This window comes from Cohnella terricola, from assembly GCF_007786475.1.
Taxonomy (GTDB): domain Bacteria; phylum Bacillota; class Bacilli; order Paenibacillales; family Paenibacillaceae; genus Cohnella; species Cohnella terricola.
Map to the genome: position 1 here is coordinate 39,965 of NZ_VNJJ01000017.1, position 21,983 is coordinate 61,947.

Sequence of the window (21,983 nt, forward strand, 5' to 3'; positions counted from 1 at the left end):
AAACAAAATTGATTACTCTAAGACTTACTAAAGAATTATTGAAAGACATGAAAACAACTCCAATTGAAAAAATGAGCTTGCCTCCGTTGTTAAGCTGGCATGTAAATATCTATAACTTAAACAAGCGTAAACACATCGTCTTTGTGAATGATCTTACAAGATTAGCAATAATCATTGATGGAATAAGAACAGGACAGTTAGAGCGATTGAAAGAGAAATTCTTGTTAACTCTCCGGGAATACCTACTGCGAGAGGGAGTTGAAGAGAATTTGATCAATACATATTTAGAGTATGGTAACGAAGTAGTTATTTCAAAGTCAAACAATAGAAGTGTACTAGGAACGATGAAGGAAGTTACATTTTTCATAGAAGATGATTTTAACGACAACACTGAAAGATTGAAATGGCTGAATAGATTAATTCATAAACCAATAGATTACAAGAAACCAATAAAGCTCTTTGAAGAATCAATCAAAGAGCATAAAAACTATCTTGCAGAATGAATGTAAACACAGACGGGCACTGGCGTCGCCTAACACGATATTCATGCATCGAGGCATTCACCTTTCGGTCCGATTGGAAGTAAAGACGAATTCAAATCAGCGCGAACTCAGATACAGGGAAGCAGAAGCAGTCGAACACATCCAACCCCCAAACCGCATAGCTGCCGTCCTTCGGGCCGTTAAATGAAACCACCTTAGCGAAATAGAGATCTATATCCTAAAAATGGATTTTGTTGTAGAATAATAGAGAATTTAATAAGTCCTAAAGCATAGGGCATTTCAGGTGAATATATGAAAAAGTTATTTGTGATTCTCATTGCTCTGGCAGTATTAGTTGGGACTACATCTTCTGCATATGCTCATTCAGGGCGGACTGATAAAAATGGTGGACATAATTGCTCGGCAAAATCTAAACAAAAAGGACTTTGTACAGGATATCATTATCACAATAAGAAGAAATAATAAAATAAAAAAGTATCATCTTAAACCCAGCTTAAGTAATCAAAAGCTGGGTTGATCTCTATGAGGACGAAGAACAGCATGAAGGGCGGAAATTATTTGATTACTGTTACGACTCACATTGAGATCTCTGCACCTATTCAGATTTGTTTTGATTTAGCAAGAGATATTGAAATACATACAAAAACAGTCTGGAAACACACAAAAGAAAAAGCAATTATGGGGATTACATCGGGACCTATCGGATCAGGTCAAACCGTAACATTTGAAGCCACTCATTTTTTAGTAAGGCAAAGACTGACCTCAAAAATTACAGAATATCATGAACCCTATTTATTCGTTGATGAAATGGAAAAAGGAGCTTTTAAGAGCCTTAAGCATGTACACGAATTTAAACAAAGTTTTTAGAACATCGGAATTATCAATTAAAGATACTTGCTGAAGAACGAGTGTAGGCATCTCAAGGATCCGCCAGAGGCATTTCGGAGAAGGGGGAATAACAATGAAAAAATATATTGAATTTTCTTTTTATTTACCGTTTTTTGATTTGATAGATGATACAGATGAAACTTCTAGTCTAGAAGAATTAATGAGACAATTTGATTTAAGTCTTAATATAGAGGGGTTAGATAATCAATATTTATCATATGGAGATGGGGCTTTTAGAGCAGGAAAGGGCGATATTTTTGTATTTTTTAAGAAAGACGATAAGGAAAGTTTTATATTAATAGATTTGTTTAACGACTTTACCGATCAACATAACATGGTGAAATTAGGAGTACGCTGTGAAGTTAATAAAGATAAACAAATAAGGAATATACTATCAAGTATACACTCAAGGGCGGAAATTAAAAGCAGCCTAAAAGAGAGCGATGATGATTTACTGAAGTTTGAGATATGTAACGTAGATTATCCAAAAGAGATTCGTTATGGGAATCAAAAATACATAATAAACATTTATTATAACGCTATCTAGACATTATGAGAGTAGTTCAAAGTCAGATACTTTTTATAACACCATATTCAAGCATCGAATCATCACGACTTTTTTTGAAGTAGTAAGCCAGTAAATCATACATATCAACGTCCTGTGGCTGCCCAAAAAACAGAACATACGTTTTTGTGTGTGGTAATATGAAATTATTACTATTTTAAGGAGATGACTAGGATGTCAAATGAGCCATTAAAGGTAATAGAAGCATACACATATTTTTGGGCGGATTATGAATTCAATGATTTAACCTGGAACCAATCATATGCCGAAGGAAAAGCGACTATTGCAGAAATTATTGGTCATCTTATGAATTGGGATCACTACTTAATATCTAACGTCGTTCGTGCTGTGAAAGCAGGGAAAGGAATAGAATTCCCTGATTTTGATTCACATAATAAGCTCGGATATGAATACGTAAAGAATAAAACGAAAAACCAGATAGTAAATGAGTTTAAAGAAACCAGGATTCAATTGCATAGTTTATTAATTGAAAACCTAGAAATAGTGAATAGGCACACAACAGCCAACGGAGTGAGTAACTGCCCGAATACAGGAACCCCATATAGTTTACTTTATATCATCCAAGAATTTATAGAACATGATGAACATCATAAAAAACAAATAGAATCTGTGAATACAAACGAATAAGGAATTGAAAGACTCTTTTGGGCCGACCACGAAACCCGAAACAAGATCAAAATCGTGAAATGGACTAACGTGTTTTATTGCGTATTATAATAAAATAAGGATATAATACGCCCGAGCAAAGATCGAAGAAGGAATCCTTGAATTGGATTCAAGTAAAGGGATTAGTCATTCTGAAGCGATGGAGAAAATCAGGTCATGGATGAATTAGTTTGGTCACCAAGATCACTTAAGGATTTTGATGAGATTGTAACATTTTTACATCAATCTAGAAGACTAATCAAACAAGAATTTAGATGACATCATGTGAAAGATCAGGCATGGTGTTATTTTTATTTTAAGGGATTATTTGATAGCGATTCAGGTGTGCTTCGTTCCTTTAGACTGGTGGGACGTCGTGATTACAAGAACGTTATACGACATAGACTAAATTCTTATTTGGAGTGATTTCAAAGATGTTTAAATTAAACAAGCGTATTCAAGCAATTATGGGAGATGTAATTGTATTTTATTATGCTTTGTTTAAGTGGAGTGGTGTTAATGAAGAGGGGCTATGCAATTCATTTTCATTCCATAAAAGGAGCATCTATTTTTTTATTTTTCTTATTCTTTATTAATGTTCGTACAAATGATTCACCTATATGGCATCGTTTATATGATAGGTGATTATAATTTAATCCGTCAGAGTCGAGTTAAGATAGCCGACAACAAATTGTTAGTCAACGTTGGGATAAGAAGAACAACTGAAATTGAACTGACTAACATTGAATTTATAAAGGAAATCAAAAGTGATAAAGAATTGATTCAGTCTTTTAATAGTTTTTGGGCATGTGTTACCCCATTAATATTGAAATATTTGATTGGATTTAAAGATGAAGTAAATTGTCAGATTAAGCTGAAGAAACAGGTTAAGGCATACGGTATCTTGGGGAGATCTTACCCTATTACTAATGTAAATTTGTCATTAGATAATTGTAAGGATTTCGTTAATAAAATGATTAAGTAACTTTTTGAAACCTTTTTTTCAGAGGCGTGTAGTCGTATTACACCGTATTCGCGCACCTGGCAACTTCGCTGTCTTCAGCCGCGGAGACGTCGTGAATGACAATAAAGTTATCGAAAATTCATGTAGAACTAAGAGCAGGTGAAACCATGGATTTTACCGCCATAATTCTCGTGATTGTTTCTGGTTTATTTCATTCAATATGGAATGTATTTACAAAGCGGAGTGTAAATAAAGATGTATTTTTGTGGTTTTGTCAGTGGGCGGCCATTATTATTTTTCTTCCTTTTCTTCTAATAGAAATAAGATCGATTACTTCAGTTTCAGCTAGTGGGTTATTGTTGGTATTGCTAAGCATGCTGTTTCATGGTCTATATGTAATATTGCTTGCACGAGCATATGTGGTTGGAGATCTCTCTCAGGTATACCCAATCATGCGTGGGACTAGCCCGTTATTAGTTCCGATCATTGGAATGATTGTACTTGATGAACGGCTGGGCTTAATTGGCGTTACGGGTGTGTTTATAATTGTAGCAGGGATATTTCTCAATGGAGATTTTAAATCGTTTAGGAACTTGAAGAACTCAAACAAGGGAATCATTTATGCATTTTTAGTAGGATGTATGATAACTTTGTATACAATACTTGATAAAATAACCTTGAAATACATACCACCAATTACGTTAAACGAAGCGACTAATCTCGGGAACATAATCGCTTTATCCTTTTTTGTTATGAAATCAGGAGCTGTTTGCAGAGAATGGACGGTCAATTGGCGAACGATTTTGTTAGGTGGAATTTTAGCACCAGGTGGATATATTCTATTTCTGAAGGCAATAGAGTTTGGGTCTGTTTCACAACTGGCTCCGATGCGAGAAGTAGGTACGGTCTTTGGAACTTTGTTTGGAATTTTGATATTGAAGGAATCAAAAGGATTAAGAAGAATAATAGCATCAATATTGATTACATTAGGAATTATTTTTCTTGCTCAGTGAGGCATTTTGGAGAAGGGGATCAGGCGCACACACTAACGAAGCTAACTGTTCAATACAGCCGGACCTATTCGATCGAATAAAGTTCGATCTTTGGAATCCTTAAGCCTCTCGGCGTCGTAAATACAAGAACTTTAGATGAAATATCTTTTTAGTACTCAAAGGACGTGAGACCATGAAAGATCTGATTAATACCTGGGGATTGTATCCTTGGTTCAATGAAGACGGCGGAGAACTAATTCATCCAGAAGATATAAGGCAGTTTACACCAAATAACACTAAAGTATTTCACTGTATCGGGCTAGAAGATGAATACATGATTTTACAGTCTGCAACTGCACAATTCCGAGTGAACCCGGAAAACTATAAGAGACTTAATGTGCCTCTTTATCGGTTTAGAGATCAAATAGTAACAAATGATCAAGAAAGAATAGGAGAAATACATGAAATTGAGTGGCATTATAGAGATAAGGAGTTTATTTACTATATAAGCGTAGAAGGGGTTAATAAGACAAGAAGATATAAAGAACACGAATTGAAAAGATATGAATGAAGCGAATTCAGATACTGGGAAGCGTGATCAGCCAGACACATCCAACTCCCTAACCGCATCGCAGCCGCCCTTTTGGGCGTGCTTAAGGGGGTTGAACGTCGTGAATACAAGAACGTTAGCTGAAATCTTATTTAATTGAAAAGGGAGAATTAAAAAATGAATTTAGATAAGTTTTTGAAAACTTTTCCGCCCGATTATTTTGTTAAGCCTATAAGAGATAAATTACCTAGTTCATTACCGGTACCATTACTAGGTTTATTTGAGAAGATTGGTGCTGGTAAATACAGAAAAGGAATTATTGAAATCGTAGACTCTGAGGAATATAGACCTACACTTGAAACGTGGCTTGGAAGAAAAGCGCCGAATTATTTTCCTCTAGCATTAAGTGCATTTGGAGATCTTTATTATTATAGAAAGTTAACCGATACGGATGAAGATGTTTGCGTTCTTTCCCCACATTATCGTTCAATAAATACATGTGTTTGGAGTCTTAATTCATTTTTGAATGAATATTTAACAGATGATGAAGTAATAAAAAGTAAGTTAAGAGAAGATTTGTTTATGAAGTCGGTCAATAAATTAGGGGCTCTCGATGTTGGAGAAATTTTTTATTTTGAGCCAGCATTAATATTAGGTGGAGCAGAGGAACTCCAATTTGTTAGTAAAGGTAAAGCAAAAGTACATTTGGACATTTTATTTCAGATAGGATGAATATATTTATTTTTGTTGGGTTAAATAAAATACCCTGCGAGGCTAAGTCCGTTGGACCCGGCGCAGACAAGAGCGGGTGAGTCTAATACGTTTTGATCTTATATCTGATATTCATTTGGATTTTTGGGTTGAAAACACTAGTAATCATTCAAAGCAAGATAAAAGGCTTGATAAGTTTATTGATAATATTTTACCAGACAATCTTTCGAATACTTTAATAATAGCTGGAGACATTGGCCACTATAATATTCAAAATATTAGATTTCTTGAAAAAGTGAAGAAGTACTATCCGTACATACTTATAGTGCCAGGTAATCATGATTATTACTTAATTTCAAAATCCACAAAGAACAAATATAAGCGGAATTCAATTAACAGATTCCTTGAAATGAAAACAATGGCAGAACAAATATCCGGTATTAGTTATCTTGATGGAAATCTGGTGGAGATCGATGGTATTGTATATGGCGGTTGTGGCATGTGGTATGACTTTGAATATGGACTACAGCAATTGAAAGCAGATTGGAATAGGGTTTTTGATAATTGGAAGTCAATATCAAATGATTCTGTATTAATCGAAGGATTGCCTCGCAGGGTAGAAGCAATGTTCATGAAAGAAAAAGCAAAACTAATGAAGATATTGAATATTTCAGACGTTGTAGTAACTCATATCTCGCCTGATTGGTCTAAGGTACCCAAAAGTAAGGAAATGGATTTGTCCAATAGCTTTTATTACTTTAATGGTAAGGAATTTTTATCGGAATTAAAGGGACGAGTATGGTGTTATGGGCACGTTCATAAGAGAACTGACTATTTAAATGACGGTTGTAGATTAATTAATGCATCTTTAGGATATCCCGATGAAAACAACAATCTCCCTCAAAGAATTATGAACGTAACACAAACATCGTCGAGAACATAAGAACGTTATCGGAAATTCATTCAATACACAAGGAGTGATAAATATCAAAAGAAAAATACTTATTACAATTATTGTATTGCTTGTTGTAATAGGACTATCAACATTAACAGAAAAGAGAGCGTTTGCATGTAGTTGTGTAGGAGGGAGTGCAAAAGATAAATTAGAAAGCCATTCAGTTGTTTTTGTAGGAAAGGTAATTAAAAAAGGTGGCACAATAAAATCCCAGATTGGTGGATTAAGAGAGTATACATTTGATGTTCATAAAGCATGGAAAGGTGTTAGTTCTAATACGATTACGATCTATAGTTATGATGGAAGTGAAGCTTCTTGTGGGATGCAGTTTATTCTGGGTGAGAGTTATTTGGTTTTTTCAAATTTAGATAAAGATGAATCACTGCAAACTAATTACTGTAGTGGAAATTTACTTGTTTCACAAGCTGAAAACGAAATAAAACAGTTAGGAATAGGAACGACGTTTAGTGCGGAGGAAGATATACTAATAGTTACGGAAAAGGAAAATGATAAAGGATCAATGTATGTTCCGGTTTTGGGAGTCGGAATACTTATTCTAATATCAATTTTACTTTATTGGAGATTTAAGAAGAGAACTTTAAAGACCAGGTGAAACCTCACATATTTCATATGAACCAATCAGGATATATATAGATTCTTATAACCCACCGATTCCGAACTTTGCTCCTCACGGCAATATCATAGCTTCTTGCTGCCGCCGCCGGATTACTCTATTTATTGAAGAATCGACTATCTTTCCATAAGCTTGTCGTAGCGAAAAGAGACAATAAACCGATTATAATAGAATAAGTAAAAGCGCTTTCGACGTTTCGTTAAATAAAGGCCGCGGCCTATACACACTTTGGCATTTTCTTCGGGGAGGACGCCTATGTACAAGCTGATCATCGTGGATGACGAGTATTCGACGCGCAACGGCCTGAAACTTTGCATCCATTGGTTCGATTACGGCATTGAAATCGCCGGGGAGGCCGAGAACGGCAACAAGGGGCTAGAGCTGGCCGACCGGGTTCAGCCGGACATTGTGCTGACCGATGTGAAGATGCCGGGCATGGACGGGATCGAGATGGTGAAACGGTTGAAGGAACGCCATCCCGATACGAAGATCGTATTCATCAGCGGTTACGACGATATTGAATATTTGAAATCAGCGATGAAGATGGATGCGGTGGACTACATCCTGAAGCCCGTTAATCTGCAGGAATTGACCACGGTCATCGAGAAAATCATGGCGATGTCGAAGCGGGAAGAAAACCGGAAGGATATGCTTCAGCAGTTATCCGCCAAGCTGAACGAGAGCATCCCGCTGTTGAGGGAGAAGTTTTTCGTCCAACTGATCAAGGACGGCAACATGGACCGCGCTTCGACGGAGAAGCGCATCGATTTCCTCGACTTGCTGCTGCCCTACCAGGCGCCTTACTGTGCAATCATCATCGGCATTGACAACCCGCGGACCGTATTTGAGAAGATGCCCGAGCAGAATACACAGCTCATTTCCTTTGCCATTCAAAATATATGCCGGGAAGTCATCGAGGCGCGCGCCTCCGGCAGCGTGTTCGAGCATCAACGGGGAGAATACGTGCTGATCGTGGAATTGCCGGAGAATGAAGGGGAAGAGATCATCTTTCCCCTGGTAAGCGAATTGATGGCCAGTCTGAACGGGTTCCTGAATCGGATGATCGGCGGAATCAGCCTGACGATCGGCATCGGCGGTACGGTCGAGCATCTGGGGCGATTGGCCGACAGCTACCAGATGGCGTCGGACGCGATCGAGCGCAAACTGTTTCTCGGCAAAAATCAGGTCGTGACCTTCGACGCGATGGCAGCGCGCAAGGATGTCGATTACCGCGCCATTAACGAACGAATGACATCGCTTTCCTCCGTGCTCAAAACGGGCAATGCCGGCCAGGTGTCGCAACGGCTGGATGCGCTGTTTGAAGAATTGCGCGGCAGCTCGGGAATCGGCTATATCGATTGTCAGCGGATAGGCTTGCAGGTACTGCTTGTCGCCTCGCAGTTTCTATCCGAGTCCGGCATTCGTGCGGGCGATCTAGGCGAACGGGAGTCCGAAGCCTGGGCGCAACTGATGAAGCTGGAGACGCTGGACGATATGAGCCATCATTTAATGGTGTACTTAACGCAGGTATGCGAACGGATAGAGCATCGGGAAGAAAGAAAAATACCGGAAGTCATTACGGAAATCATGCGCATCATCCAGGAGCGGTTCTCCGAAAATTTGACGATTGCGGACATTGCTTCGCAAGTGTATCTGGCCAAAACGTATATTTGCCTATTGTTCAAGCAGGAGACCGGAGAGACGATCAACGAATATATAACAAGAGTCAGAATGGAGAAAGCGAAGGAATTGTTGAACGGCACGGACCGCAAGCTGGCAGAGATATGCACGGCGATCGGCTATGCGGAGCCAAGTTATTTCACCAAGCAATTCCGCAAATTTACGGGCATGAATCCGAGCGACTACCGGGACATCCAGAGGAGGACGAGCGGATGAACAGGGTCAGGTGGCACGCTGCCTACTGCTGTAGGACATAAATGGACCTTCATGGCGGAGGTAAACAGAGCAATGGGGATTTGGCGTAAATTACAGCTGTTGTGGCTCACCTACCGGAAAATGCTGCTGCTCTATCTCTTGGTTGTGTTGCTGCCGGCCGGCGTTATGCTGTATTACTATTTCGAGAAATCGGCCGATATTTTGGAACGACAGGTCACGCAGTCGATGCTGAAATCTGTCCAACAAGTGAAAATCAATCTGGATTATCGATTGTCCAAGGTAGGCGATATTTCCGATGCGCTGATTCTCAACTCCGATCTGTACGACATTCTCGCCCTCGATCCGCTTGTCGGCACCAGGTTCAGCCAAGTGGAAGAGGAGAAGAAGCTGGGTAACATGATCCGAGGTCTCCAAGGCAGCGATATTCTGAAAATCAAGCTGTACGTTAACGCAGACAAAATGTACGCGGGCGAGCACGTTAACTTTTTCAGTCTCGACCTTGCGCGGCAGATGCCGTGGTATGACGATGTGATCGGGCGCAATGGCGCAGTGGAGTGGGTTCCGACGCATGTCGAGAATTATATCAGTACGCCCGGAGAGGTCCGGGTATTCTCGTCTGCTCGCATGATTCGGGACCCGAACGAATATGCCCGCATTATCGGCATTCTGATGCTGGACATGCCGGAAGCCAATCTTGCCGCCATTCTGAACGATGCCGAGCTGGACGCTTCCAATCGGAACATGTATATCGTCGATCAAGACGGCGTTATCGTATCCCACGGGCAACCGGACAAAATCGGAAGCAAGCTTCCGGTGCCGGAATCCGTCAGTTTTTCCGGCAAACGGCCGTCCGGCATCGAGAAGTTTGTGATGAACGGGCAGCCCTATTTCATGATTCACGCCGCGCTGGGCGCAGGCGGATGGAGCGTTGTGTCCTTGCTGCCCGCTCGTCAGATCAACCACACGAACAACGATTTCAATTTAGGATTTTCGCTTGTTTTGACTTTGTCGCTGGTGCTGCTGTTTATTCTTGGCGCTTTCCTTGTTTTCGTGCATGTCACCCGCGGTACGATCAACCGTGTTCGCCATATTACCGAGCAATTGCGGGAGCGCGGCGCTGCCATGATCGAAGAAGGGATTCCCCATCGCAGCGGAGTCGTCATCCGACTGGAGAAGAGCGTGGCGCACATGCTATCGACGTTCCAGCATCTGCTAGAAGACAATTACCGCGTCAAGGAACAGGAGAAGGAAGCGAGATTTCGGGCTTTGCAGGCGCAGATCAATCCGCATTTTCTGTACAACGCGCTTGATACGATCAATTGGATGGCGTTGACCAAGGGCGCACACGACATCAGCCGGATGCTGAACATGCTGGCGCAGTATTTTCGGCTTACCTTGAGCAAGGGCAAGGACATCGTGTCGCTGGAGGACGAGATGAACCTGGCGCGGGCCTATCTGGAAATCCAGAAGCAGCGATTCCACAGCTTCGATTACGCGGTGGAGTGTCCGGCGGCCCTGTCCGATCTGCTCATTCCCAAGCTGTCGATTCAGCCGCTGATCGAAAACGCGATTTTGCACGGCATACAGGGCATCGAAGGACATTACGGCAGCATTCGAGTGGAGGCGGAGCCCGTTGCTGACGGCGGCGGATTCGTTATCCGGGTATCCGACGACGGAAACGGCATGAACGAAGATCAGGTGGCGCAGCTATATGCCAGTCTAGACGCCCCGCCGTCACCCTCGCCGTCCGGCTACGGTCTGTATAACGTATGGGAGCGCGTTCGTCTGTTCACCGGCGGCGAGGGCAGGCTGCACTTTCGGTCGGCGCCGGGAGAAGGGACGACCGTAAGCCTGTCTTTGCCAGAGCGCATCGAGCCTGAAGGCTCGCAGTAGGGAAAATCCGAATCGCAGAAGAACGTGACAAGGCTGTCCGCAAGGCCGTAAGCAGGCCGGGGCAGCCTTTTTGCTGCGCTTGTCGCAGCATCCGACCTGAAGAATGTACCAGTAGCGTTGAATGATGTACCTCACGACCGAGCGCCGCCGGCCGCTATGATAAAACCATGATCAAGCAGCGACGCTGGATGGGAGGGATAACATGAGGGGCCGTACCCAGTGGGTTTCTCAAGTCAGACGCAATTACGATTTATACCTGTTACTTATTCCTGGACTCGTATTTTTGGCGATATTCAAATATACCCCGATATACGGTCTTGTGATCGCGTTTCAGGATTTTAACATTTTCAAGGGAATCGACGGCAGCGAGTGGGCCGGGCTAAAGCAGTTCGAGCGATTGTTCTCCTCCGACGATTTCGTCCGGGTCATGACAAACACGCTGCTCATTAGCTTGTACAAGATCGTCATCCTGTTTCCGATTCCGATCGCGATCGCGATCTTCCTGAACGAAGTCGGAAAAATGTGGTTCAAGCGCACGATTCAGACGATCATCTATTTGCCCCACTTTCTGTCGTGGGTCATCATCGCCGGGTTGTTCATCAACATCATGTCGCCCTCTACCGGCATTGTGAACAACATTATCGAATTTTTCGGCGGTGAACCTATCAACTTCTTCATGGACAACAACTATTTTCGCAGTGTTGTCGTGGCGACGGCAGGGTGGAAGGAAGCGGGATGGAACGCCATCATATTCATCGCCGCGATCGCCGGGCTCGATCCTGAATTGTATGAGGCTTCGAAGCTGGACGGCGCCAGCCGCATTCAGCAGATTTTCACCATTACGCTGCCCGGAATTGCCTCGACAATCGTGCTCATGTTCATTTTACGGATCGGTAATGTGCTGGAGGCGGGAACGGAACAAATTCTGCTGTTGTACAACCCGACCGTCTACGAGACAGGCGACGTGATCGGCACTTATATTTACCGGATGGGGCTGACCTCGATGGAATACAGCTTCTCCACCGCTGTCGGACTGTTCGAATCGGTCATCGGGTTTTTCCTGGTCATCGGAGGCAACTGGATGGCCAAGCGGGTGACGGGCAAGGGCATATGGTAACGAAGGAGGCGGACGAAGTTGGAAAATTCGATCAAACGGCCATGGTCTGAAAAGATTTACATCGGGGCGGTGTACGTCACCCTGATCGTCTCAGGCATTCTCTGCCTGTTTCCCTTTTTGAACGTGCTTGCCAAATCGTTCAGCTCCAACTGGGCGATCATATCCGGCAAAGTGGGGCTGCTGCCGGTGGCATTCACGATGGAGAACGTCATGTTCGTCATTCGCGACCGTCTGTTTCAGAACGCGTTCCTGATATCGGTCTTCGTGACTGTCGTCGGCTCGCTCGGCGCCGTCGTGTTTACCGCCGTGTCCGCGTACCCGCTGTCCAAAAAGCATTTGCCGGGCATCAAGTTTATTTTGCTGCTCTACATCTTCACGATGCTGTTCAAAGGCGGCCTGGTGCCTACCTACTTGCTTGTCAAAAATCTTCATCTCATGGATAACCTGGGTTCGCTTATTCTGCCGGCTCTGATCAATGTGTTCAACCTGCTGCTGATGAAAAATTACTACGAGAGCCTTCCGGAAAGCCTGGAGGAATCGGCCAAGCTCGACGGCGCGAGCAACCTGAGGATCGTACTCTCCATCATCATTCCGATCTCGGCGCCGGTATTTGCGACCATCAGCCTGTTCTATGCGGTGTACTTCTGGAGCGACTGGTTCCATCCGATGCTGTATTTGAACGATCCTTCGCTGAAACCGCTGCAATTGTACTTGCGGGACATTATGTTGCAGGCTTCGGATGAGAATCTGCTCAACCAGGACATCGATGCGTTGCTTAATCTGTCGCCGGAGGGCATCCGCAATGCGACCATCATCGTATCGACGATTCCGATTCTGCTCGTCTATCCGATGCTGCAGAAGTATTTTACCAAAGGGATATTGATCGGATCCGTGAAAGGTTGACCATATCAAGAGGGACTTGCCGGACGGAATACTCCCTTGCGCTTTCATCTCGGCACCTGCTCTTGACGGGGGTGGCAAGCTTGTGCAAATTTGCAGCAAAGCGCAATGGGTTTATTTATAATAAAGTTTATTGGAGGGGTTCGACATGTCGAGGAAAAAAGGTCTCTTTGCACTGCTCGTACTACTGCTTTCATTCACGACGGTCCTGGCAGCGTGCGGAGGCAAGAACAACGATGCCGGCGGCAAGTCCGGCGAAGGCTCGGCTGCGCCGAGCGCAAGCGGCAAGGCGACTGAAAGCTCTGTGGCAGCGGCGGAACAGAAGCCGGTTCTGAAAGCTTTGCGCAACTACATGCAGGTCGATTACAACAGCTATCCGGTGAATCAGTACATCGAGGAAAAGACAGGCTATAAAGTTCAAAATGATATGCTGCCGCAAGAGAAGCCGAGCGACAAGCTGAACTTGATCATGGCTTCCGGTACGGATTACGATTTCATCGATGCGTTGAACACGCAGGACTTCTTCAACTTCGCGAAGAACGGGGCGCTGACCGATCTTACGCCGCTGATCGAGCAGTACGGCCCTAATATCAAGCAAATGCTCTCTCCGGAATCGCTGGCGGGCGCGACGGTGGACGGAAAAATATATGGAATTCCTACGCTTAACGTCAGCTATGTGAGGGATGGCTTGCTGATTCGCACCGATTGGCTGGAGAAGGTTGGAAAGTCCATGCCGACAACGCTGGACGAGTTCGTCGATGTGCTGAAGGCGTTCAAAGAGCAGGATCCTGGCGGCAACGGGAAGAACAACATTCCGTTAACGATCGACAGTATCGGGCTCGTGGACAACATCATGGGCGCTTTCGGGATTTACGGCCAATGGAACGAGCTCGACGGCAAGCCGGTCAACGTGTCGAACCATCCTGCGTTGAAGGATTATGCGGCCTTCATGCGCTCCTTGTACGAGCAGGGGTTGCTGGACAAAGAATTCGCCACGAACAAATCGGCGACTTCCGCCGAGAAGTTCACCAGCGGCCGCGCAGGCGTCATGTGGACGCGCTGGTCGTCGATTCCCGGATATGACGAAGCGATCAAGAAGAATGTCCCCGACGCCGCATACCAGTTCATTCCGCCGATGAAAGGCCCGGACGGACAAAGCGGGTTTACGCTGTTCGGAGGATTTAACAAAATCACGTTCGTGCCCAAGTCGGCGAAGCATCCCGAAGATGTTGTGAAACTGGTCAATGCGATGCTGGACCCGGAGACGTTCAAAGGGGTATTCGTCGGCGAGGAAGGCGTCACCTATACGATCGAGAACGGCAACTACATGCCGATCGAACCGGCGTTCTTCGATCAAAGAGGCTCCGCGAACAACTTCGTAATCGGCATGGATGAATCCAACTTCGTCACGTATTGGCAAGCTCGCCTGCAGAAGAGTAAAGCGATGTTCGACAATTTCCAGATCGTCAACAACATCCCCAAGGAGCAAATTCATCAAGACGTGCTGGCGTTCGCGCCGTATTTGCCGAAATATTCGGCGAACGTCGCCAAGCTGGAAAGCGCCGTGAACGACTATCTGATTAAGATGATCGTGGACGGCGTATCGGATGATTCGATCGCAAGCCTTCAGAAAGCCTGGAAAGGCGCGGGGGGAGAAGAAGTCGCGCAAGAAGTAAGCGCCTGGTACGCGAGCAAATAAAGTCTGAATCGGGGCTCCGTCTGCGCCGGGGTCCCCGATTTGTGTGCGCCGCTTAAGACGGCGAATTCCGGCGATTCCGACATCGAAAAGACTGGAAAGTGGAGAGGAAGTGGCAGGGATGGCGAGTTTTAGGTCAAATGAAAACGGCGCAGCAGGCGTTCCGCTGCAGTCGGCGCCGATTATTCAACGGTATTCGGACAATCCCGTGTTGTCGCCCAGTCAAGTGCCTTATGGGCCAGCGATGGTGTTCAACGCAGGCGTAACCAAGTACGAGGGAAAATACGCGATGGTGTTCCGCAACGATTACGGCGATGAACAGGCCGAGCGAGTACATGACAGCCGGACGACGAATCTAGGGCTGGCCTTCAGCGACGACGGCGTAAATTGGGAGGTGCAGCCATCGCCTGTCTGGCAGTGGTGCGATGATGAAGTGGATCGCGTGTACGATCCGCGCTTGACTGTCATCGAAGGCAAGGTGTATTTGTGCTTCGCGATGGATACGAAACACGGACTGCGGGGCGGCATTGCGACGACGGAAGATTTTGCGAGCTTCGACGTGGTCAGTCTGAGCGTGCCGGACAATCGTAACATGGTGCTGTTTCCGGAACGAATTGGCGGCCGTTATGTGCGGTTGGAGCGGCCGATGCCGGTGTACAGTCGGGGTGGGCGCGATCGGTTCGATCTGTGGCTGTCCGAGTCGCCGGACCTAGTCTACTGGGGGAATTCGTCCTTGTTGCTGGGCGTTGAACAAGTCGCGTATGCCAACGACAAGATCGGTCCCGGCGCGCCGCCGGTTCGCACGAAGCAGGGCTGGCTCACGACGTTCCATGTGGTCGATATCGATCCGGCGCGCGGTAAGAACGGCTGGGAGCCGAAGTGGACCAAGCGCTACAGCGCCGGCATCATGCTGCTCGATCTGGACGATCCGCGCAAGGTGATCGGCCGCTCCCGCGCGCCGCTGCTGGCGCCAGAGGCTCCCTATGAGGTCGAAGGCGGATTTCGCAACGATGTGATCTTTCCCGGGGGCATGATTCTTGAAGACAGCGGAGAAGTGAAAATCTATTACGGTGCCGCAGATACGGTGGAGTGTCTGGCGACCGCGCATGTGGACGATCTGATTGCCCTGTGCCTTAAGGACGGTCCAAGTGGTTCCGCGACGGTGGAGGATTGACGAATGATATATGATCTGGTGATCTATGGAGGCACATCGGCAGGGTTGGCTGCCGCCGTGCAGGCAAGCAAGCTGGGACTGCGCACGGTCGTACTGGAGCCGTCCGCGCGTTTGGGCGGACTTAGCTCGGGAGGGCTAGGCGACACCGATTTCGGGGACAAAAGTACGATAGGCGGATTGTCGTTGGATTTCTATCGGAGGCTCGGCCGCAGGTACGGCACGGATAACGCGGCGGCCTGGCTGTTCGAACCCAAAACAGCGCTGGCCGTGTTCCGGGAATGGGCCGAGGAATACAGACTTGACGTGCGCTTCGGAGAACGGCTCGACCCGATCGACCCGATCGTCAAGCAAGGGAACCGCATTGCGGCGATCCGGATGGAATCCGGCAGCATCTTCAGCGGGCGGATGTATATGGATGCCGGGTACGAAGGGGATCTGATGAAAGCCGCGGGCGTGTCTTACGCGACGGGCCGCGAGTCCAACAGCGTATACGGGGAAACGTACAACGGCATTCAGACCGCCACCGCGGTTAAAAACCAGCTACCGCATGGCGTCGATCCTTATGTGGTAAAAGGTGACCCGTCAAGCGGCTTGCTCCCGGGCGTCAATCCGAATGCCGGCGGCACTGACGGACAGGGGGACCACAGAATACAAGCCTACTGTTACCGGATGTGCCTGACGGACGACCCGGCCAACCGGGTATTCGTAGAGCAGCCGACAGGCTACGACGAGCGGGATTACGAGCTGTTGTTCAGGGCGATCGAGCAGGGCGAGAAAATATTTTTCAAGTTGAACAAGGTGCCGAATCGCAAGACCGATTCGAACAATGATAAAGGTTTCTCCACGGACTTTATTGGCTGCAACTACGATTATCCGGAAGCTTCGTACGCCGAACGGGATTTGTCCGCGGCTGCGCACGAGCGCCACCAGCGCGGCTTGATCTGGACACTGCAGAATCATCCGAGGGTGCCGGAACAATTGCGCGCATTCTATGCGCCGTGGGGGCTGCCCCTGGACGAATTTGAAGAGAGCGGCCATTGGTCGCCGCAGCTCTATATTCGGGAAGCCAGAAGAATGGTTAGCGACTTCGTAATGAACGAGCACCATATCTTTCTACGTTCGCCCGTGGCGGATGCCATCGGGCAAGGCTCCTACACGATGGACTCGCATAACGTGCAAAGACATGTGAGCTCGGAAGGCTTCGCGGTCAACGAAGGCGATGTACAGATCAAGCTGAAAGGCCCATACCCGATCAGCTATCGCGCCATCGTGCCCAAAGAAGAAGAGTGCGTCAATCTGTTTGTACCCGTCTGCTTGTCAGCCTCGCATATCGCTTATGGCTCGATCCGAATGGAGCCTGTGTTCATGGTGTTGGGGCAATCTGCGGCAGCTGCCGCGGCGCTCGCATTGGAAGCGGACATCGCTGTGCAGGCGGTGGATTACGCTGCGCTGCAGGCGCAGATGCTGCGGGACGGGCAAGTGTTGACGTGAACATAGCCGCCTTGCCGGGCAGAGCTGCGTAACGAACGCCGGGGCAGTCGCATCGGGTGCGGGGCAACGAATAAAGTGGATGTATAAGCTAATAGGAACGAAGTCGCTCCAACGAATCGAGAGGCTGCTATCTGCGGATAGGGCCTCTCTCTTTTTTGTTTACTAGATGTTAAGACGATTTGGTAAAATGGGGGAGGGTGGACGGATGTGGAAATATCCCCACGGCAGTCACGACCGGCCGGTGAATGAACGTCGTCAATACAATAACGTTAGATGAAATAGACCAAATGCTTTTTTTGGAGGATCACTCATGGAGGCAAAAATAATTCAACTTCAATCTTTAGATCAATTGGAGAAATGGATAAAAGCTTTTGAAAGACACGATATAAATAGATCTCAAGAATATTATCACAAATGCTTAGAAGAGAACATAAATGGAACACGAATTACACTTTTCGCTGTAGTTAATGATGAAATAGCCGGTTGTTCTCACTTAAAGTACAAGTCAGATTATTTGTATTTCCTAGAGTCTGGAATTCCTGAAATAAATGATCTTAATGTTTTTATTGAGTATCAGAGACAAGGTATAGCCAATAGATTAATGGATGAGTTTGAGGGACAGATCTCGAGAACTCATAAGAAGATAGGAATCGGTGTTGGATTATATAAAGATTATGGAACTGCTCAAAGGATCTATTGTAGAAGAGGTTATATTCCTGATGGAAATGGAGTTTCCTACAACAATCAAATTGTTAAACCAGGATCAATGATATGTGTAGATGATGATTTGATTTTATATTTTATTAAAGATCTTTCCCAATACAAACTATTTTTCGGGGGAAGTTTATGAACAGAATCTCGTTAGTTTTGATAGTTCTATTACTGCTACAAACTGGATGTTTACATAATCAACAAAATAGTGATCATAGTAAAAAAAGTTTAATTACAGATCAAAATAAGTCATTGAAGGAATGGAATCAAATTGAAATTGAACAGGCAAGTGGAGAGCACGGAAAGTTATTTCTCGGAATGACATTCAATGAGTTGTATTCTCTGGACTTATATAATTCTGATTTTCAAATAACTTCAACTGTAGAACTTGATGATGGAAAGACAGCAATCTGGACCCCAGTTTTACTTATGTTATTTAATACAGATGGGATTCTATATAGAATAACTGTTAACGGTGAAATATCGACTCCGATAGGAATAAAAAATGGTGATTCAGTAGATTTACTAGAGAATCATCTCGGGAAAAGCGATACTACATATAAATCGGAATCGTCGAGAGTCGAAGAATATAACTTAAGGGATTCTTATTTTTATGCAGATATTAGTGAGGAAACAATAATTCTCTGGAGTATTTCTAACAACAAGTATGATAATCAATCTGATTAGTTAAAACATAAATACGAGAGAGGTAAAACATGTCGGTATTCACATTAAAATCAGCTATGGAGTTTGCTTCAAATGATGATATTGAGACATGGATTCATCTTGTTTTGAATGGTGAAGGAGACAATGTTGGGTTATCTAAGGGATTAAAAAACAAAAAAAGATACTGGATAGGTCCAATCGAAATTGAAACGAGATGCTTAGACAGGGTTGTTGGGCCAGAATCACATATGGAATATATCGAAGATGAAGAATGGTGGAATCACAACATCAATCAGATATGCAAACGCCTTGAAGATGGATGGGATATGCCACCCTTAATAGCTGAAAACAGAAATGGAACATTGAGTGTTCGAGATGGTAATCATCGATTAGGAGCATTACAAAAGTTAAATAAGGAAAAGTGTCATATCATTATTTGGGATGACGGTGGTGTAGAAAATATATTAAAGTTCTAAATTTCCAAACAATATTAATTAAAGATGGTGCTATAATGGATGATCAAATGATAAGAGCAAAGGAATTGTTTACTTCATACGATGGTAGTACATTCCAGATGTATCGTGATGGTTTATTTGAAGAGTACAAGCAATATAACATACCCAAGCAATTAGAGATAAGTTGGATTAACGAGATGATAGACCAAAGTATACAAGAACTATCAATTACAAACTGGAAAGCATTATTTCGTTTAGATTCTATTGCAACTAATCATCAAGATGAGCGAATTCTCAAGAGCGTCCTATCATTTGCTTCTAGAAATGTAATGAGTTCAGATAGCATTGTTAAGCTTATGTATGCTGAAAGAATAATTGAGATCATTCAAAAGACAAACAAACAAATAAATAAAGAGCTCAGACTCGAAGCATACAAAACATCATTTATTATTCTTGAAGATATTCTTAAAAAGCCATTGATAATTGATCCAGGACATGAACTTGAAAATTTCAATATAAAAGATAAAAAATCTTTGAATGATCGAGCAAATAAAAGTATTGAAAGAATAAAGAATGATCTCAATTAATTCAATGAAGAGGAAGACTTCCGATAACACCGCATTCACGCTGTGGGGTTTCGCCCCTTGATTGTCAGGTGTATAATTATGGAAGGTAACTCAGACAACACAAGACCCGGCCTAAGATAGGAGCTATCTTAGGCCGGGTCTTGTCGTGAATACAAGAACGTTAAGTGATATTCAATCACATGTATGAACCGGGGAATCGGGACAATGGATCCGAAGGGCTAATTGAATATGAAGAGGAAAACTTAACGATAAGGAAAGGTGAGGCTAATTGAGTTATTCAGAACTAATTGATTTATACAAGACCAATCTCAAGCGTTATTCCATCGACCAATTAAGATATGTATCCGAGCAAGGAGTTTGGTCTCTCGGCCAAATGTTTGATCATGTGATACTCGCTGCGCTCGATTATCTCGTCCAAGTGCAAAGATGTGCGTCTGCAAGTGAAGAGCAACGGCAAGGAAAGACGGAGGCCGGCGATCAATTGTTTAACGCTGGTTCATTTCCTCCAATAAAAATCAAATTGCCGGATGGTCCTGAGAATACCCCAAGTAATTCGGAAACCGTAGATGACCTAATGCGTGGGTTCGATACGGTACTTAAGAGAATGTCTGAATGGGAGGAGAAAGTACATACGATAAACCCAAATTATAAAGTCAGACATGACGGCTTTGGGTGGCTCAACGCGCGAGAGTGGTACGAATTGGTCGGTATGCATTTTCGCCATCACCTGCGCCAGAAGGTCGAACTGGAACAAAAGCTTGAGTTTTGATTTTTAATCCAAATGTAAAGAGGTGTAGGTATGAGGAATTTAGGGACGATGAATGTTGATGTTATTACGTTGTTTGTGGAGGATTTGCATAGGGTGAGGATATTCTATCAAGAAGTATTTGGACTATCCGCCGTTTATGAAGACGATGTGTCTGTGGTATTCGACTTCGGAAATATGAGCATGAATCTCCTGAATATTTCCGAGGCACACGGTCTGATCCATCCTGGGACAGTTGCAAGCCAAGAATCCGGATCGCGGTTCCAGTTTACCATCCGGGTTGATGATGTGGACGCGATATGTAACGAATTGAAAACACGTGGCGTTGTTCTACTTAACGGTCCAATGGACAGACCGTGGGGAGTACGCACTGCTGCCATCATAGATCCGGCAGGACATGTCTGGGAGATTGCGCAGCAATTGACATAGGGCCGGGTTGTGTCTTGAACACAAGAAAGTTATATGAAATCGGCGGGTTAAAGTGCACAGGGAGTGATCATTATTTATTCTTGGTTGTCGGACTATGTAGAACCCGAAAAGTCAGATTTACGTACTAATCATGGTTCGATTTATCTAAAAAGAATTCAAACGGAATCCCCAGATTCAATAACTGAAACAGCCACATTTTTCATTACGCATAGCATGATTGCTTCAATTGATACTTTGGTATGTCTCCCTATTAGAAACGAACAATCAAAAAAATTAATTCTTGGAGAAGTAGCAGTACATTTTGAAGATGTAAAGCTAGTTTTCTCGAATGGTCAATTAGAATTAATAAATATGCGCATTGTTAAAGAGAAGTCGAGGGATCTATTTAATAGCAGTACATTAGAAATCCGCAAAATAACTTTTGATCTTTACAGAACAAAGGACATGAGCAATTGGGTAACCCCACATAAGAGATCCTTTAGCTACTACACAATAAAAAACGATAATTTTGAAAAACTTGCACTTCGAAATACAGAAAGGTTACAGCAGTATATCTATGATGAATATTTTAGTTTTAATGAAACACTCTGTTTATTACCTAATGGCTGGATATTTCAAGAAAACCTGAAAGACTCATTATGCTTAAGATTTTTTGTAAGCTTTATACCTACAATTAATTTATGGATCGACAATGAAAAGAATGAAGTTGCGCTAATAGAATTATTTAAGAAGCCCTTGTAGTATCTCGAAAGAATCGTCGACCAACTTGTAACA

At 44.3% G+C, this 21,983-nt stretch carries 24 protein-coding genes; all 24 read left to right on the plus strand.

Annotated elements, in window-relative coordinates:
* Window positions 1-8: 8 nt before the first annotated feature.
* The 24 genes from FPZ45_RS21405 (at window position 9) to FPZ45_RS21520 (ending at window position 21,950) form a co-directional block, all read left to right on the plus strand.
* Window positions 9-503, plus strand: coding sequence for a DUF6933 domain-containing protein (locus FPZ45_RS21405; RefSeq protein WP_144706331.1), 495 nt, complete (start codon window positions 9-11; stop codon window positions 501-503).
* Between the two features lie 291 nt (window positions 504-794).
* Entirely contained in the window at window positions 795-965 is a 171-nt protein-coding gene (locus tag FPZ45_RS21410; RefSeq protein WP_144706333.1) for a YHYH domain-containing protein, read from the plus strand.
* Window positions 966-1,043: 78 nt separating this feature from the next.
* Complete coding sequence (locus FPZ45_RS21415) at window positions 1,044-1,370, plus strand: SRPBCC family protein (RefSeq protein WP_186438502.1); 327 nt, start codon at window positions 1,044-1,046, stop codon at window positions 1,368-1,370.
* Window positions 1,371-1,464: 94 nt separating this feature from the next.
* The gene (locus FPZ45_RS21420; protein WP_144706335.1) at window positions 1,465-1,938 is read left to right on the plus strand and encodes a hypothetical protein; all 474 of its coding nucleotides are present in this window, start codon (window positions 1,465-1,467) and stop codon (window positions 1,936-1,938) included.
* A 192-nt stretch (window positions 1,939-2,130) separates the two neighbouring features.
* A complete protein-coding gene (locus tag FPZ45_RS21425) occupies window positions 2,131-2,604 on the plus strand; it encodes a DinB family protein (protein ID WP_186438503.1) in 474 nt (157 codons plus the stop codon).
* A gap of 1,098 nt (window positions 2,605-3,702) precedes the next feature.
* Window positions 3,703-4,599 carry an EamA family transporter gene (locus tag FPZ45_RS21430; protein ID WP_144706339.1) on the plus strand — a complete coding sequence of 299 codons (897 nt, stop codon included), beginning with the start codon at window positions 3,703-3,705 and terminating at the stop codon, window positions 4,597-4,599.
* A 172-nt stretch (window positions 4,600-4,771) separates the two neighbouring features.
* Window positions 4,772-5,149 carry a DUF6960 family protein gene (locus FPZ45_RS21435; RefSeq protein WP_144706341.1) on the plus strand — a complete coding sequence of 126 codons (378 nt, stop codon included), beginning with the start codon at window positions 4,772-4,774 and terminating at the stop codon, window positions 5,147-5,149.
* Between the two features lie 156 nt (window positions 5,150-5,305).
* The gene (locus FPZ45_RS21440; protein ID WP_144706343.1) at window positions 5,306-5,860 is read left to right on the plus strand and encodes a T6SS immunity protein Tdi1 domain-containing protein; all 555 of its coding nucleotides are present in this window, start codon (window positions 5,306-5,308) and stop codon (window positions 5,858-5,860) included.
* Window positions 5,861-5,936: 76 nt separating this feature from the next.
* Window positions 5,937-6,782, plus strand: a complete 846-nt coding sequence (locus FPZ45_RS21445) for a metallophosphoesterase family protein (RefSeq protein ID WP_144706345.1) — start codon at window positions 5,937-5,939, stop codon at window positions 6,780-6,782.
* Window positions 6,783-6,816: 34 nt separating this feature from the next.
* Window positions 6,817-7,407, plus strand: coding sequence for a hypothetical protein (locus tag FPZ45_RS21450; protein WP_186438504.1), 591 nt, complete (start codon window positions 6,817-6,819; stop codon window positions 7,405-7,407).
* Window positions 7,408-7,683: 276 nt separating this feature from the next.
* On the plus strand, window positions 7,684-9,324 hold the full coding sequence (locus FPZ45_RS21455; RefSeq protein ID WP_144706349.1) for a response regulator: 1,641 nt from the start codon (window positions 7,684-7,686) through the stop codon (window positions 9,322-9,324).
* A gap of 72 nt (window positions 9,325-9,396) precedes the next feature.
* Entirely contained in the window at window positions 9,397-11,217 is a 1,821-nt protein-coding gene (locus FPZ45_RS21460; RefSeq protein WP_186438505.1) for a cache domain-containing sensor histidine kinase, read from the plus strand.
* 202 nt (window positions 11,218-11,419) lie between these two features.
* Window positions 11,420-12,334 carry an ABC transporter permease gene (locus FPZ45_RS21465; RefSeq protein WP_144706353.1) on the plus strand — a complete coding sequence of 305 codons (915 nt, stop codon included), beginning with the start codon at window positions 11,420-11,422 and terminating at the stop codon, window positions 12,332-12,334.
* 18 nt (window positions 12,335-12,352) lie between these two features.
* Window positions 12,353-13,237, plus strand: a complete 885-nt coding sequence (locus FPZ45_RS21470) for a carbohydrate ABC transporter permease (protein ID WP_144706355.1) — start codon at window positions 12,353-12,355, stop codon at window positions 13,235-13,237.
* 145 nt (window positions 13,238-13,382) lie between these two features.
* Complete coding sequence (locus FPZ45_RS21475; RefSeq protein ID WP_144706357.1) at window positions 13,383-14,933, plus strand: extracellular solute-binding protein; 1,551 nt, start codon at window positions 13,383-13,385, stop codon at window positions 14,931-14,933.
* Window positions 14,934-15,051: 118 nt separating this feature from the next.
* On the plus strand, window positions 15,052-16,104 hold the full coding sequence (locus FPZ45_RS21480; protein ID WP_144706359.1) for a glycoside hydrolase family 130 protein: 1,053 nt from the start codon (window positions 15,052-15,054) through the stop codon (window positions 16,102-16,104).
* Between the two features lie 3 nt (window positions 16,105-16,107).
* Window positions 16,108-17,595, plus strand: coding sequence for an FAD-dependent oxidoreductase (locus tag FPZ45_RS21485; RefSeq protein WP_144706361.1), 1,488 nt, complete (start codon window positions 16,108-16,110; stop codon window positions 17,593-17,595).
* Between the two features lie 310 nt (window positions 17,596-17,905).
* Window positions 17,906-18,445, plus strand: a complete 540-nt coding sequence (locus FPZ45_RS21490; protein WP_144706363.1) for a GNAT family N-acetyltransferase — start codon at window positions 17,906-17,908, stop codon at window positions 18,443-18,445.
* Window positions 18,442-18,993, plus strand: a complete 552-nt coding sequence (locus tag FPZ45_RS21495) for a hypothetical protein (protein ID WP_144706365.1) — start codon at window positions 18,442-18,444, stop codon at window positions 18,991-18,993. Before FPZ45_RS21490 ends, FPZ45_RS21495 begins: the two co-directional genes overlap by 4 nt.
* A gap of 29 nt (window positions 18,994-19,022) precedes the next feature.
* Entirely contained in the window at window positions 19,023-19,448 is a 426-nt protein-coding gene (locus FPZ45_RS21500) for a chromosome partitioning protein ParB (RefSeq protein WP_144706367.1), read from the plus strand.
* 35 nt (window positions 19,449-19,483) lie between these two features.
* Window positions 19,484-20,014 (plus strand): hypothetical protein, encoded by a 531-nt coding sequence (locus FPZ45_RS21505; protein ID WP_144706369.1) that lies wholly within the window; start codon window positions 19,484-19,486, stop codon window positions 20,012-20,014.
* A 268-nt stretch (window positions 20,015-20,282) separates the two neighbouring features.
* Window positions 20,283-20,783, plus strand: coding sequence for a DinB family protein (locus FPZ45_RS21510; protein ID WP_144706371.1), 501 nt, complete (start codon window positions 20,283-20,285; stop codon window positions 20,781-20,783).
* Between the two features lie 30 nt (window positions 20,784-20,813).
* Complete coding sequence (locus FPZ45_RS21515) at window positions 20,814-21,209, plus strand: VOC family protein (protein WP_144706373.1); 396 nt, start codon at window positions 20,814-20,816, stop codon at window positions 21,207-21,209.
* Window positions 21,210-21,272: 63 nt separating this feature from the next.
* Entirely contained in the window at window positions 21,273-21,950 is a 678-nt protein-coding gene (locus tag FPZ45_RS21520; RefSeq protein ID WP_144706375.1) for a hypothetical protein, read from the plus strand.
* Window positions 21,951-21,983 lie beyond the last annotated feature (33 nt).

Excerpts from the sequence above, each read along its gene's own strand:
- FPZ45_RS21505 (WP_144706369.1), top strand. The coding sequence starts at position 19,484 with ATGGATGATCAAATGATAAGAGCAAAGGAATTGTTTACTTCATACGAT.
- FPZ45_RS21435 (WP_144706341.1), top strand. The coding sequence starts at position 4,772 with ATGAAAGATCTGATTAATACCTGGGGATTGTATCCTTGGTTCAATGAA.
- FPZ45_RS21500 (WP_144706367.1), top strand. The coding sequence starts at position 19,023 with ATGTCGGTATTCACATTAAAATCAGCTATGGAGTTTGCTTCAAATGAT.
- FPZ45_RS21465 (WP_144706353.1), top strand. The coding sequence starts at position 11,420 with ATGAGGGGCCGTACCCAGTGGGTTTCTCAAGTCAGACGCAATTACGAT.
- FPZ45_RS21430 (WP_144706339.1), top strand. The coding sequence starts at position 3,703 with ATGACAATAAAGTTATCGAAAATTCATGTAGAACTAAGAGCAGGTGAA.
- FPZ45_RS21460 (WP_186438505.1), top strand. The coding sequence starts at position 9,397 with ATGGGGATTTGGCGTAAATTACAGCTGTTGTGGCTCACCTACCGGAAA.
- FPZ45_RS21480 (WP_144706359.1), top strand. The coding sequence starts at position 15,052 with ATGGCGAGTTTTAGGTCAAATGAAAACGGCGCAGCAGGCGTTCCGCTG.
- FPZ45_RS21410 (WP_144706333.1), top strand. The coding sequence starts at position 795 with ATGAAAAAGTTATTTGTGATTCTCATTGCTCTGGCAGTATTAGTTGGG.
- FPZ45_RS21440 (WP_144706343.1), top strand. The coding sequence starts at position 5,306 with ATGAATTTAGATAAGTTTTTGAAAACTTTTCCGCCCGATTATTTTGTT.
- FPZ45_RS21475 (WP_144706357.1), top strand. The coding sequence starts at position 13,383 with ATGTCGAGGAAAAAAGGTCTCTTTGCACTGCTCGTACTACTGCTTTCA.
- FPZ45_RS21455 (WP_144706349.1), top strand. The coding sequence starts at position 7,684 with ATGTACAAGCTGATCATCGTGGATGACGAGTATTCGACGCGCAACGGC.
- FPZ45_RS21425 (WP_186438503.1), top strand. The coding sequence starts at position 2,131 with ATGTCAAATGAGCCATTAAAGGTAATAGAAGCATACACATATTTTTGG.
- FPZ45_RS21420 (WP_144706335.1), top strand. The coding sequence starts at position 1,465 with ATGAAAAAATATATTGAATTTTCTTTTTATTTACCGTTTTTTGATTTG.
- FPZ45_RS21490 (WP_144706363.1), top strand. The coding sequence starts at position 17,906 with ATGGAGGCAAAAATAATTCAACTTCAATCTTTAGATCAATTGGAGAAA.
- FPZ45_RS21495 (WP_144706365.1), top strand. The coding sequence starts at position 18,442 with ATGAACAGAATCTCGTTAGTTTTGATAGTTCTATTACTGCTACAAACT.
- FPZ45_RS21415 (WP_186438502.1), top strand. The coding sequence starts at position 1,044 with ATGAAGGGCGGAAATTATTTGATTACTGTTACGACTCACATTGAGATC.
- FPZ45_RS21485 (WP_144706361.1), top strand. The coding sequence starts at position 16,108 with ATGATATATGATCTGGTGATCTATGGAGGCACATCGGCAGGGTTGGCT.
- FPZ45_RS21515 (WP_144706373.1), top strand. The coding sequence starts at position 20,814 with ATGAGGAATTTAGGGACGATGAATGTTGATGTTATTACGTTGTTTGTG.